We start from the raw sequence: 15,002 nt of genomic DNA on the forward strand, positions 1-15,002 counted from the left end.
TGATTAGTGATTAGTGATTAGTGATTAGTGATTAGTGATTAGTGATTAGTGATTAGTGATTAGTGATTAGTGATTAGTGATTAGTGATTAGTGAAGCTAAACAGTTAAAACTCACGTACAAATAAGTTGTATCATTTTTACACGATTAAACAGTTACACACTTCAACTAAAAAAGCTCGACAGTAAACAATTTAACCAACTTTTTACTTTACAACTTTTAACTCGTAACTTTGTTTTTATGAAAGTATACACAAAAACAGGAGACAAAGGCACTACTGCTCTATTTGGTGGCACGCGTGTTCCTAAACATCATATTCGCATAGAAAGTTACGGTACTATTGACGAGCTTAACTCACACATAGGCCTCATAAGAGATCAAGAGATTGATCAGTTGTACAAAAACACTTTAATGCATATTCAGGATCGCTTATTTACTGTTGGTGCCATTTTAGCAACCGATCCCGAAAAAGCCACTTTAAAAAATGGTGAGCAACGCTTAAAAATTCCAAAAATATCCAATGAAGATATTGAGCGTTTAGAAAATGAAATGGATACTATGGAAGCAAGTTTACCACCAATGACGCATTTTGTATTACCTGGTGGTCACCAAACCGTGTCATTCTGTCACATAGCTCGTACAGTGTGCCGTAGAGCTGAACGTATCGCCTCGCACCTTAATGATTTAGAGCCTTTTCAACCAGAAACACTAATGTACATTAACCGCCTTTCTGACTACCTTTTTGTGTTGGCACGGAAGTTGTCACATGATTTGCAAGCTGAAGAAATTAAGTGGATTCCTCAAAAAGAATCGTAATCTTATTTCATTCAGTTATTAAACCTTGATAATGCAATATTTAGGTTTAATGAAGTTGAAGATTACACGTTCTTTTTATTAATGATGAATTAATTTAATTTTTTCTTGAATTATTCAGCTAAAAAATTATTTTTGCAAAAAATTAAAAACACACGCAAATGTATTGGACATTAGAATTAGCATCGTATTTAAGTGATGCACCTTGGCCAGCAACAAAAGATGAGCTCATAGATTACGCTATTAGAACTGGAGCACCTTTAGAAGTTGTAGAGAATTTACAGGCGATAGAAGATGAAGGAGATTCTTATGACTCTATTGAAGAAATTTGGCCAGACTATCCAACAGATGAAGATTACCTCTGGAATGAGGATGAATATTAACATATAATAAAATCACAAAAAAAGTCTCTTGCGTTATCTTAACTGAGAGACTTTTTTTATTTTCGGATTCTCTTAAACGAGAAGACCTCAATGGCTTTTTAGCCAATAAATTTTACTAAAATTAATACACAGATTGTACACCAATCAATCTGAAACAAAACATATAAAATGGGCATATTAGATAAAGTACTAAAGGTATTTGTAGGTGATAAATCTAAACAAGACGTTAGTGCCATTAGACCAATCGTAGACAAAATAAAAACCTTTGAACAAGCACTTGAAGCCTTATCACATGATGAATTAAGAGCTAAAACTGCGGAGTTCAAACAAAAAATTGCTGAAGCACGCAAACCACTTTTAGAAAGACAGAACGAGCTTTTAGCTAAAGCTGAAGAAACAGAAGATATTGACGAGCGCGAAGACATCTACCAAGAAGCTGATAAAATAGAAGACGAAATCTATGAAGTCACTGAAGGTGTACTCAACGATATTTTACCAGAAGCCTTTGCTGTAGTTAAAGAAACTGCTAAGCGTTTCGTTCACAATACTGAAATTCCTGTAACTGCTAATGCTTTTGACAGAGAAGTATCTGGTGCAAAAGACTACGTTACTCTAGATGGTGACCAAGCTATTTGGGCTAACTCTTGGGATGCAGCAGGCAAGCCAATTACTTGGGATATGATCCACTACGATGTACAGTTGATTGGTGGTATTGCAATGCACCAAGGAAAAATTGCAGAGATGCAAACTGGTGAAGGTAAAACCTTAGTGGCAACGCTTCCTGTATATCTAAATGCTTTAGCTGGTAAAGGTGTACATCTTGTAACGGTAAACGATTACCTGGCAAAACGTGATAGCGCTTGGATGGCTCCAATATTTGAGTTCCATGGACTTAGTGTAGATTGTATAGATCACCACACACCAAACTCAGACGCACGTCGTAAAGCTTACAATGCAGATATTACTTATGGTACTAATAACGAATTTGGTTTCGACTACTTACGTGATAACATGGCACATTCGCCAGAAGATTTAGTACAACGTCCGCACCACTTCGCAATTGTGGATGAGGTGGATTCGGTATTGATTGACGATGCACGTACACCATTAATTATTTCTGGTCCAATCCCAAAAGGAGACGAACACGAATTTGATGTTCTTAAGCCAAAAGTAAGTCAGATTGTAGATGTACAACGTAAGTATTTAGTAGGTGTATTAGCCGAAGCTAAAAAACTAATTGCATCAGGAGATACCAAAGAAGGTGGTTTCCAGTTATTGCGTGTTTACAGAGGTATTCCTAAGAATAAAGCCTTAATTAAGTTTTTAAGTGAAGAAGGTGTAAAACAATTACTTCAAAAAACTGAAAATTTCTACATGCAAGATAACAATAGAGAGATGCCAAAAGTTGATGCAGAACTTTATTATGTTATCGATGAAAAAAACAATCAGGTTGAATTAACCGATAAAGGTGTTGACTACCTTTCTGGTAAGGACGATCCTAATTTCTTCGTGATGCCAGAAATGGGAACCGAAATCGCAAAGATTGAAAATAAAGGACTTTCATCTGAAGAAGAAGCAGTTCTTAAAGAAGAATTATTTAGAGACTTCGGAATTAAATCTGAACGTATCCATACCCTAAACCAATTACTTAAAGCTTACGCGCTTTTTGAGAAAGACGTACAATACGTAGTAATGGACAACAAGGTAATGATTGTAGATGAGCAGACTGGTCGTATTATGGATGGTCGTCGCTACTCAGACGGATTGCACCAAGCGATTGAAGCTAAGGAAAATGTAAAGATTGAAGCTGCTACACAAACGTTTGCAACCGTTACACTTCAAAATTACTTTAGAATGTACCGCAAACTGTCTGGTATGACAGGTACTGCAGTTACTGAAGCTGGTGAGTTCTGGGAAATCTACAAATTAGATGTAGTTGAAATCCCTACCAACAGACCAATTGCTAGAGACGATAGAGAGGATTTAGTTTATAAAACGAAGCGCGAAAAATACAATGCTGTAATCGATGAAGTTGTAGAATTATCTAACGCAGGAAGACCAGTACTAATTGGTACAACCAACGTAGAAATTTCTGAGCTTTTAGGTAAAATGCTGAGCATTCGTAAGATTCCACATAACGTACTTAACGCGAAGCAGCACAAACGTGAGGCAGACATTGTAGCACTAGCTGGTAATGCTGGCCAAGTAACTATTGCTACCAACATGGCTGGTCGTGGTACAGATATTAAGTTGAGTGACGAAGTTAAAGAAGCTGGTGGTTTAGCCATTGTTGGTACAGAGCGTCACGATTCGCGTCGTGTAGACAGACAGTTACGTGGTAGAGCTGGTCGTCAAGGAGATCCAGGAAGTTCACAATTCTATGTGTCTCTAGAAGATAACTTAATGCGTCTATTCGGTTCTGAGCGTATCGCTAAGATGATGGATAGAATGGGACTTAAAGAAGGTGAAGTAATTCAGCATTCTATGATTTCTAAGTCTATTGAGCGTGCTCAGAAAAAAGTTGAAGAAAATAACTTTGGTGTTCGTAAGCGTTTGTTAGAGTATGATGATGTTATGAACGCTCAGCGTGAAGTAGTTTACAAACGTCGTCGTCATGCCTTACATGGTGAGCGTCTTCGTGTGGATTTAGCCAATATGATTTTTGATACGTCTGAAGGTATTGCTATGAGCAACAAAGCTGCTAACGATTTCAAAAACTTTGAGTTTGAATTAATCCGTTACTTCTCAATGGCATCGCCAATTACTGAAGCAGAATTTGCTAAAATGGGTGAGCAGGAAATAGCTGGAGTTATCTACAAAGAAGCCTTTAAGCACTATCGTGAAAAAATGCAACGTGCGGCAGACTTAGCGTATCCTGTAATTGAAAATGTGTACAACACACAACGCGACAGATTTAAGCGTATCGTAGTACCATTTACAGATGGTGTTAAGAATTTACAAGTTGTAACAGACTTAGAAAAAGCATACGAAACAAAAGGTAAGCAGTTAATCAACGATTTTGAAAAGAACATAACACTTGCTATTGTAGATGATGCTTGGAAAACACATTTACGTAAAATGGATGAGTTAAAGCAGTCTGTACAGTTAGCGGTACACGAGCAAAAAGATCCATTATTGATTTATAAGTTTGAAGCTTTTGAGTTATTTAAAGCGATGATAGATCAGGTGAATAAAGATGTGATTTCGTTCTTATTTAAAGGTGAAATTCCTCAGGAAACTGCCAATACGATTCAAGAAGCAAAGAAACGTAAGCAAGAAAAACTTGAAACACAGAAAGAGGAAATCCCTAATATGGACGAGCGTGCTGCACAAAGTAGAGCTGCAGGACAAGGAGCATCTCGCCAACAGCAACAAGTGGTAGAAACTATTGTTAGAGAGCAACCAAAAATTGGTCGTAACGACAAAGTAACTATTAAGCATGTGATGAGCGGCGAAAGCAAGCAAGTAAAATACAAACAAGCTATTCCTTTAATTGATAAGGGAGAATGGGTTTTGGTTAATGACTAAAACCTTGAACAAATATTGTCATCCTGAATTTATTTCAGGATCTAAAATCCTGATGTAAACCATCAGGATTTTTTAATTTTATTACATGAAGTTAATCAAAATCATAATCATACTTGGAGCAATATTCATAGGTCTTTCATGCTCTAACCCAAAAAAAGAGCTAGCCACAAACCTAACTCAAAACAACAATATTGTTTGTATAGACAACAACTGCCAAGGTACTTACCAAGGCAAAGAATTTATAAATGGCAGTGATGTAGCACACCAATTCTCTAATACCATGTCTGCCAAAGTAGGTGACCATCTAAAAGCATTATACAAAGCTGGCAAGTATAGTAAAGTGGACTTTTCAAAAATTGAAATGACTACGGAAGGTATGGGTTCTGGCACAGTAACTTATTATTTAAAAATTCCGTTTGTAAGGGTTGCCCAAAAATGCGATGCTTACACCTCTTTTGATCATGTTGGTGGTTGGAACCACTCTCCTGCCCTCTCCAAAAGAAAAGAACAACTAAAAGGAGCATTGATGAAAGGACATCAACTCAATATTAGTGACCTAAAAACCACGAAAGAAGGTTTACAAGAATATTGGATACAATGGAAAAATAAAATCACTCAGGCTGAATGTAAGTAATGTATTTGTAAACGTTCTCGATACTAATTTTATTCATTTCAATCCTAAAATTCACTCGAACTGACATTCAATTTTTATGGCTACATTTAACCAATCAATACAAAGTATATGAAGCTTAAATTATTTTTTATCTGTATTTTATTTCCTGTTATAAGTACTCAAGCCCAAACCATTGAAGATACTGAACTAATGGGCGAATGGGAAGCTGTTAAGGTAATTATTGCAAATGCAGATGAGATTCCTCAAAAAGATGCTATTAAGTTTATGGAAGATGCTTTTTTAGGCTCTAAATTTAATTTTAAAGGCAACCAAGTCTTTAGAATTACCTTTGGTAGTGAGGCTGATGAGCGAATTAAGGAACTTTTTATGCTAGATAAAACCAACTGGATTATAGAAAATGGACTCATTAAAATTGGCAGTAAAAGCAATGGTTTTAATTTAATGAACATTAGGTATCAAGAACAAGATGATAAAGTCTTCTTTGCTTTACCAATGATGTCTTTAGAAATGAAAAAGCTAAGTGACGACAAGCCTTCTGAAGCTGAATGGATAGAATCTAAGGAAGATATTCCTACAGTAGAACCTGTAGATTATTCTAAGTCTGAAATTGTTACAAAAGATATTGATGAAACTAATGTTATAGAATTTCAGGATGCTGAAAATCCGCCTTTGGCACCAGAATGTAAAGAAAACTGGGATAGTGAAAAGAAGCGGAACTGTACCAATAAATTCATAAACCGTCATTTGATGAGGAAATTTAATACAGATTTGGCTCTTGATGTAAATGAAACTGGAAAAATTAAAATAATGATAACTTTTATCATTGACTCTGAAGGTAAGGCTATAAATATTGAAGCTACAGGTGGACCTGAAATTTTAAACAAACATGCTATTGAGGTTGTTGGTTTACTACCTACTCTAACTCCCGCAACTAAAGATGATAAACCTGTAAATGTTTCATACAAACTACCGTTTACATTTTTTATTGCTAACTAATAGCTGAGTATGAGACATTGAGTGTATTAAATTTTTATCCTATATTTACACTATAACCTACTTATAATTAATTTATTATGAACCCAAATCTATTACGCACACTTGCGTTAGTGCTATTTATTGCATTAGTATCGTGTTCTTCGGACGATACGAATTCAGTTCCAGATGAAACAAATAATGAGTTTACTTTTAATGGCACGACATATAATTTAGTTTCAGCAATCATTGTTGATGAAAATACTGCAAATAATGACCCAAGTGAGATCAGTATTAGTCTTTTTAACAAAACCAGTACTGAGATTACTGGTAATAATGATTTAAGCGATATTAGTTACGTGTACTTTGATTTTGAAGATACTACTATTCAGAATACCACATACAGTCAGATAGAAGACTATGACATCTCAATTAACGGAAATATTGTAAATAGTGAATTTACACCTGGTACTGTTTTACTTTCTGATGATGATCCGCAATCAGATGTTTATGCGCAGTCTGGCTCAGTCACTGTAACTAATTTTACGGAATTCAACATTGCTTTTACGTTCACTTTTACCAGAAACGATGGACAAGTAATTTCTGGTAGCTACGATGGTAATTACTTTATGCCTAATTAATAATCCAAACAATTAAATGATAAATCCTGATGTCTAGCATCAGGATTTCTTGTTTTTCGGCAAATAAAATAGTTTCAAACAAAAAATAGATTTATTATCATTAGATTTGAGAGTAACATTCTAATTGTTGAATTAGAAGCTATTAAACCTAAATATGCGCAAAATTACTTTCATTTTCTTATTAATCACATCGTTTGGTTATACTCAAAATATTCAGTTTAATGATCCTGATTTACTCTTTTATCTAACTTCAAGAAATTGTGTAGATACTGATGGTGACGGCTCTGTAGATTCGACAGCTGATTTTAATAATGATGGTGAAATTCAGTTAACGGAAGCTGAACAAGTCCTATATTTTAGTTTTACTACTCTAGCCCATAATATAGATGATATTGGAGGTTTTGAAAATTTTACCAACCTACTCCATCTCGAAGTTACAACTATAGACATTACTTATTTAGATTTAAGTGTTTGGCCAACTCTAGAATCGGTAAGATTATCTTCTACAGATATAGAAACTTATGTGTTTAACAACCCAAACCTAACCGAATTTCGTTTACAAAACACTAGTTTTAGTGACCCACTTTTTGACTTAACAAATTTACCCAACCTAGAATATGTAAGAGTTCAGAGTTACCAATTAACAGACAATCTAGTTTTTGGAACGCACAATAATCTTGAGGAATTAAGGATACTTGCTGGCGAGTACAATTCGCTTAACTTATCTGGTATGCCAAATTTAAAATATCTTACAATAGCAGATTTTACAGGTTCTACTTTAGATATATCTAATAATACAATTTTAGAGGAATTTATTTTTAGATATACGGATAATTTAACATCGCTAACTGGTAGTGATGCTTCTGGCGTTTTGGAAACATTAGATTTTCAACAAGATAATTCTTCTAGCGATCCTTCAAACCTTGATTTAGTATTTAATAATCAAGCATTGGTTGACGTGACTATACGCGGAGCTAATTCGGTATCAATTGCAAATAACACGGTTAATATTGGCGAAATTGAGGCTTATTTCATTGATGAATCCTTTAGTCTTACAAACAGTAATTTTGCTTATATCGATAGTTCATTAGATGCCTCTTTTCAATTAAACAGTATTACCTCCGATAATATCATTTTTGATAATATTGAAGGACTACGGTTTTTTCAGCTTAGCAATTTAACAACAAATGTACCTTTAGATTTATCTACCACAATATCTGAGCGTGTCACAGTTTATAGCTCTAACCTTACTGAACTCAATCTGAAAAACGGTAATAATCTTCAGTATTTTAGTAATGGTTACGACAGTAACATTCAGTTTATATGTGTTGATAGTGGTGAGCTTAGTGTCGTTGAAAATGGTTATAACAACTCGGACTATCCTGCTGTTATACATCCTTACTGTACGTTTGTTTTGGGTGGTGATTATTATGAAGTAACTGGTGATATTTTGATGGATTTAGGCAGTGGTTGTGAAGCTTCGAATGGACCACTATTTGATGTTCAATTTACAGTTACAGATAATACAAATTCCGATATCTTTTATGGCAATACCTCTAACACTTATTCTTATACATTACCAGAAGGTAGCCATACACTGAGTAGCCTATTGGTTAATTCAGATTTTTGGACTGTTAGTCCTTCAGTAATAAATTTAAATTTTCCTGATGATGGTTCGCCAGTAGTACAGGATTTTTGCATTTCGGCAAATGGCGTACATAACGATTTAGACGTTATTATTGTACCAATAGAACCTGCAAGACCTGGTTTTGACGTGCCTTACAAACTCATTTACAGCAACAAAGGAAATATAACACTTTCTGGTAGTGTTGATTTTAGCTTTGATAATGATTATATGGACTTTGTTTCTGCAGCACCTAATATCAATGCACAAAACCAAGGAATTTTATCTTGGAATTTCACTGACCTTTTACCTTTTGAAAGTCGTGAGATTGACTTTGCTTTAAACATAAACGAGCCAATAGATCCTAATTACCCAGTAAATAGTGGAGATATATTAGAATTTAACGCCTCTATTCTACCTTTAGACACTGACGAAACACCAGAGGATAATATTTTTACACTCAACCAAGAGGCTGTTAACTCATTTGACCCTAATGATATTACTTGCTTAGAAGGTGATAGTATTTTGCCTGAAAACGTTGGTGATGATGTACACTATTTAATTAGGTTTGAAAATACAGGAACTGCAGATGCCATTAATGTAGTGGTAAAAGACAATATCGACTTGTCTAAATACGATATAAATTCATTAGTTCCAATAAATGCTAGCCACAACTTCACAACTAGAATAACAAATGGTAATACTGTTGAATTTATATTCGAGAATATAAACTTACCTTTTGACGATGCTAATAATGATGGCTATGTACTTTTCAAAATAAAAACATTGAATTCGTTAGTACTTGGTGATAGTTTCAGTAATGAAGCTGAGATTTATTTCGATTATAATTTCCCTATTGTAACTAATAACGAAACTACAGTAGTTGAAAACAATCTAAGCCTCGAAGACTTTGATGAATCTAATTCCATCAAACTATATCCTAATCCAACTAATAGTCATTTTAGAATTAAGACCTCTAATACAATGAGTATAGATTATATTGATATAATGGATTTTTCTGGCAAAACAATTACAAAGTACACAACACGGGATGTCTATGATATTTCACATTTATATTCTGGACTGTATTTTGTGAAAATTGGCTCTAACAATAGAGAAACGACCAAAAAACTTATTAAACTATAGCTCTGGAGCATACTGCATAAATACGCAGAAATACGTATTCTATAATAGCAAGCACATTAGTAGTTTTATAATTCAATTTAAAACTCTATTAAAGTGTCCAAACTAGCCAACATTATAGAACAGCCTAAAAAACATCTTAGGGAATGGGATTTTTTAATTTTCACCATTCTCACTGCTCTATCTATTGGCTACGGACAAACAACGGTATTTTATATCATCTACTTTTTTTGGTGGAATGAGTTCATCAGAATCGTAGTTAGGAGTCTTTTTTACAAGCATAACAAAAGCAGTAAAGAAAATCGGATAGGATCTAAGTTTATGTTTGGGTCATTGTTTATGATGTTTATCTACTTGGTATTTATTATTGTTTTCTTTGGGTTGATTGCCAACTGGAACAACTCTGATATTACACTAACCAATATGAAAATTCTATTCTTTCAGAATTGGTTTTTCAATATTAATTTACTGCTTGTATTATTAGAACATATCTACATTAATCTCAACGAAGACAAAACGACAGCAAGTATTGGTCACTTTACTTCTAATATGTTGGTGTTACATATTTCTATAATACTGGGAGGTATCATTATGTTTTTTATTGTGAAACCATTCCCTGAAACATTTTCACCAGACAATCTATGGACTTCAGTCTTAATTATTCTTCCTTTTTTATTACTTAAAATGGGTATTCAGTTTGTCTTTTCTACCAAGAATATACAGCGCAGATACAATTAGATCTAGTGCATTAAAAGCAGTTCTGTTTTTTTTGACTAACTTAAACCCACTAACTAAACTAAAACTATCATGAGAAATGTATTAGCAACAATTGCTGGGTTTATAGCTGCTTCAGCTACTGTTTTTATTATCGAAACACTTTTAGGCCATACACTTTTTCCACTTCCAGAAGGTGCAAATGCTATGGATATGGAATGGCTAAAAGCCAATATGGACAAAATACCTACAGGATCTAAAATTATGGTTGTTATAGCGCATTTTGTTGGGCCAATTGTTGGCATGTACATTGCAGCCTTAATCTCTAAAACGAGTATGATTCCATCTTATATTATTGGTGGGTTGATGATATTAGCTACCTTTTCTAACATCATTATGCTTCCAAAAGAACTTTGGTTTTCAGCTTCTGACGGTATCCTTGTAATAGTAGCTTTCTTAATTGGTAAGCATTTAGCCGAGAAACAAATCAATAAGGCATCATGAAAACACTCATTACTGTATTTTTTGTTTGTTTGACTGTTGTTTTTGGTTTCTCTCAAACCAAAACAAATTTAGGAGACATCAATGCTACTTGGGAAAAATTCTATAAAGCTTTTAAAACCCTTGATTATACGCTAATGGCAGAAATCCATTCTGAAGATTTGGTGAGAGTTTCTGGCGGAAAACGTATTTTAGATTACGACACTTATATAAACAATTACAAAGCTGGTTTTGAACGTGATAAAGCAGCAGGACAAACAAGTACTATTTCTCTCCGCTTTTTTGAACGTATAAACAACGATACTAATGCTAGCGAAAGAGGTATTTATAAATTGGTTAGAAATAAAGGTACAGACAAAGAACAAGCCTACTACGGACAGTTTCATGTACTCTTAAAAAAGAGTGAAGGCACTTGGAAAATAACTATGGATTATGATTCTTCTGAAGGTGGAACTATTGGTGAGGAACAATACCAAAAGGCTTTTGCTATTGATGATTTTGAGAAGTTCTTAAACTAACTTTAAAAGTAGATTTGGGTCTGGACAGTTCGTTTTATAAAACTCTAAATCGAGTTGGTTACTTACTCCTGGATAATCTCCCTTATAATTTTGAATATCCCTTATAATCTGAAAATGTAGATGTGGAGCATAATCTCCATTAACTTCAGCTGTGCCAAGAGTTGCGATTGAGTCTCCTTGCTTCACTTCTACTCCAACTTTTAAATTACTGATGGACTCTAAACTTAAATGACCATATAAAGTGAAAAACGTTTGGTTTTCAATACAATGTTCTAAAATTATAGTAGGTCCATAATCACCATAATTAGTATTGTTTTTAAAACTGTGAATTTTCCCATCTAGAGGTGCATAAATTTCAGTGCCTGCTTCAACCCAGAGATCTAAACCTAAATGAATGTTTCGTTCTTCCTCAGGTATTTCTGTATTAAAATAATCACTTCGGTTATAAATACCTCGCTGTTCTAAATAACCACCAAAGGCCACTTTAGCACTATTGCTTTTTAAATGATTCCAGATATATGCTTCTAAAGCTTTAGAAGATGATACGTCAACACTATCTAATTCCTTATTATGAATAGATAAATCAAGTGACACATAGGTATTCTTAGAAACCTCTGGATGAATTAAAGGATGTGCTTGAAACGAATTAAGAAGTTCTTCAAAAGAAGATAAGGTCATAAAAAACAAAATTTCCACAAAAATAAGAATCTATTTTAATGGAAAACAGGAAGAAAATTGAATATACCCTTTAAATAATACTCTATCTAAAGGGTTAATTCATAATAACATTACTAAACTTAGCATTAACGACGATGCTTCTGTCAGAACTTTGACCATCAGGATAATTTCTAATAGTTTTTTGTGTCGTAGCTTTATTATTGAATTTAGAGCGATTACCCTTGAAATACATACTATAATCTATATTTTGCGGTAAGTTGATAAAAGCATCACTATTCTCTAAAACTAAATTGAGATTTTTAAACGTCTCTTCTAGATTAGAAATGGTAAGATCACCAAAACTACCATCAATGATACCAGTTTCGGTTAAGGTTTCAATATTAATGTTTGAAGACTTAGCATTTAAGACCAAGTTCTTTGCATTTTTAATCTGAGCTTTATCGACATAATTAAGATTTAAAGTACCTAAATTCCAAGAATTAATAACTACTGGCGAATAAGATACATTGATGGAGGTATCTCCTCCATCAATGTTGTCTGCTACCAAAAAGGTGTGTGAAATATCTCCTTGTAAATTATATATAACAGAAGAAATCTTTAACTCACCATGTCTTATATTGGTTTTTAGTTTCGCTTTTTTAGGGATTTTTATTTTAATCACCTTACGAATTTTACTATTGCTACCAGACTCTAAACGTCTTACCATCGCAGCTTCTCTTCGCTTATGTACATCTTTTCTACGTTCAGCCATTTCAGCTCTTCGTTCTGCCATTTCTTTAGAGCGCTCAGCATATCGTTCAGCTATTCTCTCACTGCGTTCAGCTTGTCGTTCTATTAATTCTGCTTGTCGTTCCATTTGTTGGCCAAAGCGTTCTCCCCAAGCTTCCATTTTCTCTTCCCATTCCTTGCCAAACTTTTCGCCAAATTCTTCTCCCCATTTCTCCATCTCTTTGGCATATTTTTCTCCAAATTCTTCACCCCATTTTTCCATGTCTTTAGCCCATTTTCCTTCAAAGCGCTTACCATACTCTTCACCCCATTTTTCCATTTTTTCCTGGTATCCAGACTCTGCAAACTTTTTTGCCCATTCTTCCATACGCTTCTGAAGCTCCTTACCACCTTCTTTTTCGTAACGCTTGCTCCATTCCTCAAGGTATTTTTGCCCATCCTTCTGGTATCTATCGTAATCAAACTTGATAGTTTTTATACCTTCTGGTAATTCTGGCAGTTCAGGAAATTCTGGCATCTCTGGTAATTCTGGCATCTTTGGCATAGCAGCTAGCTCTGGAATTTCAGGTAGTACAATGACTTCAGGAATTTCTGGAAAATCTGCCAACTCAAACTCTAAGTCCTTCAATAATGCAGAATAGTCTCCTTCTCCCACAAACGCTAATGCTCGTCCACCATGAGAAGAAATCACAACCTTATTATTAGAACCATCAACTTTAAGATTCCAAGCTTCTAGTGCTTTTTCTAATTCTGCCTCAGATAGTTTATCACTTTCTAAATACGCTTCAATTTCTACGATATCTCTGTTCCATGTATCGATTTCAATTTCGGCATAACTGGTGTTTAAGTCTACCACAACATCTTTATCTACTTTTATAGACTGTGATATTTTACTTAACTTTTTTTGTGCATAACCAAAAGTGGTTAACAAGCACAACACTAAAATTCTAATTGTGTTCATGATTTTTTGATTTAACTGTTCGTTTTTTGATTTATGAATTATTGATTTGATTATCCGATTTCTTCTTCAAAGGCATCGTCATTAAACTCTTCTAGCTTATCCTTTAGACGCATTACAAGGTTTAATCTCAGCTTTAAATTTTCTATAAGTGCATCTAAGGTTACAGAGTTTGGTCCGTTTTCATCAAGTTCCACCAGAAGTTTATCGTATTCATTATTTAACTCTTGAAGTCGTAACACATAGCCATCAAACAACTCTTTGTTTTGTGGTGTTAACTCTACTTTAGACAATTCTAAATTGATGCTTGCCAAATAGTAATCTTCTACTTTTTTGAGGTCTGGTGATACATCACCAAGTGTCTTTAAATCTGTATCTACAACCTTTACTGGCTCTACAGGTAATGTTCTAAAAAATTGATACGCACCAAAACTTAAACCAAGTAAGACGACTACACTAGCCGCAATATTTAAAAAACTAAATCCACTAGATTTCTTCTCAATTGGCAATTCTTTATCTAGCTTCTCTAAAAAGCGTGCTTCATGATCTTGAGACATTTTTGCGCGCTGTGTCAACCTATCTTTCTCAAATAAATTTCTAAGATCTTGTGCCATTTCTTTCTGTTTTTAATACGGTTTGTAACTTTTGTTTTCCTCTGGATAATTGTGTTCTAGAAGCCACTTCAGAAATATTTAATATCTCTGAGATTTCGCTGTGGTCGTAACCTTCAATTAAATAGAGCATGACGACATATCTATATTTTTCGGGCAATTCTTCAATTGCTGATTTTACATCTTCAATAGTAATATCATCATCAACCATCCATCCTTTTTCATCCTTTGAGTCAACCACATTGAGGTGATGCTCTTCCAGCTCTACTAATCGTTGTTTTTTAGATTTTAAAACATCAATACATCTATTCACTACAATGCGCTTTAACCATGCACCAAAACTTACTTCGGCTCTGTATTGATCTAATCTAGAGAATGCTTTTATAAAGGCTTCCTGCACTATATCTTCAGCTTCCATGGTATCTTTTACAAATCGAAGTGCCACTATAAGCATACCATCGCAATATTGTCTATACAATTGCATTTGCGCTTGCCTGTCATTCTGTTTGCATTTTTCAACAATATGAATCTGAAACGTATTGATGATTAATTGTTTT

At 34.2% G+C, this 15,002-nt stretch carries 14 protein-coding genes; 10 read left to right on the plus strand and 4 right to left on the minus strand.

Annotated features, from left to right (window positions below; all coding sequences use genetic code 11):
* Nucleotides 1–238 precede the first annotated feature (238 nt).
* The 10 genes from ACXAFS_RS13250 (at nt 239) to ACXAFS_RS13295 (ending at nt 11,469) form a co-directional block, all read left to right on the plus strand.
* Entirely contained in the window at nt 239–814 is a 576-nt protein-coding gene (locus tag ACXAFS_RS13250; protein WP_475307530.1) for a cob(I)yrinic acid a,c-diamide adenosyltransferase, read from the plus strand.
* Nucleotides 815–972: 158 nt separating this feature from the next.
* Complete coding sequence (locus ACXAFS_RS13255; RefSeq protein WP_008272287.1) at nt 973–1,194, plus strand: DUF2795 domain-containing protein; 222 nt, start codon at nt 973–975, stop codon at nt 1,192–1,194.
* Between the two features lie 168 nt (nt 1,195–1,362).
* Nucleotides 1,363–4,722, plus strand: coding sequence for a preprotein translocase subunit SecA (gene secA / locus ACXAFS_RS13260; RefSeq protein ID WP_475307531.1), 3,360 nt, complete (start codon nt 1,363–1,365; stop codon nt 4,720–4,722).
* Nucleotides 4,723–4,807: 85 nt separating this feature from the next.
* Nucleotides 4,808–5,356 (plus strand): hypothetical protein, encoded by a 549-nt coding sequence (locus tag ACXAFS_RS13265; protein WP_475307532.1) that lies wholly within the window; start codon nt 4,808–4,810, stop codon nt 5,354–5,356.
* Between the two features lie 108 nt (nt 5,357–5,464).
* Nucleotides 5,465–6,352, plus strand: coding sequence for an energy transducer TonB (locus tag ACXAFS_RS13270; RefSeq protein ID WP_475307534.1), 888 nt, complete (start codon nt 5,465–5,467; stop codon nt 6,350–6,352).
* A gap of 77 nt (nt 6,353–6,429) precedes the next feature.
* Nucleotides 6,430–6,969 (plus strand): hypothetical protein, encoded by a 540-nt coding sequence (locus ACXAFS_RS13275; protein ID WP_475307536.1) that lies wholly within the window; start codon nt 6,430–6,432, stop codon nt 6,967–6,969.
* A 154-nt stretch (nt 6,970–7,123) separates the two neighbouring features.
* The gene (locus tag ACXAFS_RS13280; protein WP_475307537.1) at nt 7,124–9,739 is read left to right on the plus strand and encodes a T9SS type A sorting domain-containing protein; all 2,616 of its coding nucleotides are present in this window, start codon (nt 7,124–7,126) and stop codon (nt 9,737–9,739) included.
* Nucleotides 9,740–9,832: 93 nt separating this feature from the next.
* Nucleotides 9,833–10,474 (plus strand): hypothetical protein, encoded by a 642-nt coding sequence (locus ACXAFS_RS13285; RefSeq protein ID WP_475307538.1) that lies wholly within the window; start codon nt 9,833–9,835, stop codon nt 10,472–10,474.
* A 69-nt stretch (nt 10,475–10,543) separates the two neighbouring features.
* Nucleotides 10,544–10,954 (plus strand): hypothetical protein, encoded by a 411-nt coding sequence (locus ACXAFS_RS13290; protein ID WP_475307540.1) that lies wholly within the window; start codon nt 10,544–10,546, stop codon nt 10,952–10,954.
* Entirely contained in the window at nt 10,951–11,469 is a 519-nt protein-coding gene (locus tag ACXAFS_RS13295) for a nuclear transport factor 2 family protein (protein ID WP_475307541.1), read from the plus strand. Before ACXAFS_RS13290 ends, ACXAFS_RS13295 begins: the two co-directional genes overlap by 4 nt.
* Here ACXAFS_RS13295 and ACXAFS_RS13300 read toward each other — a convergent pair.
* From ACXAFS_RS13300 to ACXAFS_RS13315, 4 genes are all read right to left on the minus strand, one after another.
* Entirely contained in the window at nt 11,461–12,147 is a 687-nt protein-coding gene (locus tag ACXAFS_RS13300) for a peptidoglycan DD-metalloendopeptidase family protein (RefSeq protein WP_475307542.1), read from the minus strand. The genes ACXAFS_RS13295 and ACXAFS_RS13300 overlap by 9 nt on opposite strands.
* Before the next feature lie 94 nt (nt 12,148–12,241).
* A complete protein-coding gene (locus tag ACXAFS_RS13305) occupies nt 12,242–13,837 on the minus strand; it encodes a hypothetical protein (protein WP_475307543.1) in 1,596 nt (531 codons plus the stop codon).
* Between the two features lie 50 nt (nt 13,838–13,887).
* Entirely contained in the window at nt 13,888–14,448 is a 561-nt protein-coding gene (locus ACXAFS_RS13310; protein WP_475307545.1) for a hypothetical protein, read from the minus strand.
* On the minus strand, nt 14,432–14,989 hold the full coding sequence (locus tag ACXAFS_RS13315) for an RNA polymerase sigma factor (RefSeq protein WP_475307675.1): 558 nt from the start codon (nt 14,987–14,989) through the stop codon (nt 14,432–14,434). The genes ACXAFS_RS13310 and ACXAFS_RS13315 overlap by 17 nt, the downstream gene beginning before the upstream one ends.
* Nucleotides 14,990–15,002: the final 13 nt, after the last annotated feature.

It is taken from the genome of Winogradskyella sp. ABM4_392 (assembly GCF_056160445.1).

Excerpts from the sequence above, each read along its gene's own strand:
- ACXAFS_RS13305 (WP_475307543.1), bottom strand. The coding sequence starts at position 13,837 with ATGAACACAATTAGAATTTTAGTGTTGTGCTTGTTAACCACTTTTGGT.
- ACXAFS_RS13265 (WP_475307532.1), top strand. The coding sequence starts at position 4,808 with ATGAAGTTAATCAAAATCATAATCATACTTGGAGCAATATTCATAGGT.
- ACXAFS_RS13250 (WP_475307530.1), top strand. The coding sequence starts at position 239 with ATGAAAGTATACACAAAAACAGGAGACAAAGGCACTACTGCTCTATTT.
- ACXAFS_RS13270 (WP_475307534.1), top strand. The coding sequence starts at position 5,465 with ATGAAGCTTAAATTATTTTTTATCTGTATTTTATTTCCTGTTATAAGT.
- ACXAFS_RS13280 (WP_475307537.1), top strand. The coding sequence starts at position 7,124 with ATGCGCAAAATTACTTTCATTTTCTTATTAATCACATCGTTTGGTTAT.
- ACXAFS_RS13290 (WP_475307540.1), top strand. The coding sequence starts at position 10,544 with ATGAGAAATGTATTAGCAACAATTGCTGGGTTTATAGCTGCTTCAGCT.
- secA (WP_475307531.1), top strand. The coding sequence starts at position 1,363 with ATGGGCATATTAGATAAAGTACTAAAGGTATTTGTAGGTGATAAATCT.
- ACXAFS_RS13255 (WP_008272287.1), top strand. The coding sequence starts at position 973 with ATGTATTGGACATTAGAATTAGCATCGTATTTAAGTGATGCACCTTGG.
- ACXAFS_RS13275 (WP_475307536.1), top strand. The coding sequence starts at position 6,430 with ATGAACCCAAATCTATTACGCACACTTGCGTTAGTGCTATTTATTGCA.
- ACXAFS_RS13310 (WP_475307545.1), bottom strand. The coding sequence starts at position 14,448 with ATGGCACAAGATCTTAGAAATTTATTTGAGAAAGATAGGTTGACACAG.
- ACXAFS_RS13300 (WP_475307542.1), bottom strand. The coding sequence starts at position 12,147 with ATGACCTTATCTTCTTTTGAAGAACTTCTTAATTCGTTTCAAGCACAT.
- ACXAFS_RS13295 (WP_475307541.1), top strand. The coding sequence starts at position 10,951 with ATGAAAACACTCATTACTGTATTTTTTGTTTGTTTGACTGTTGTTTTT.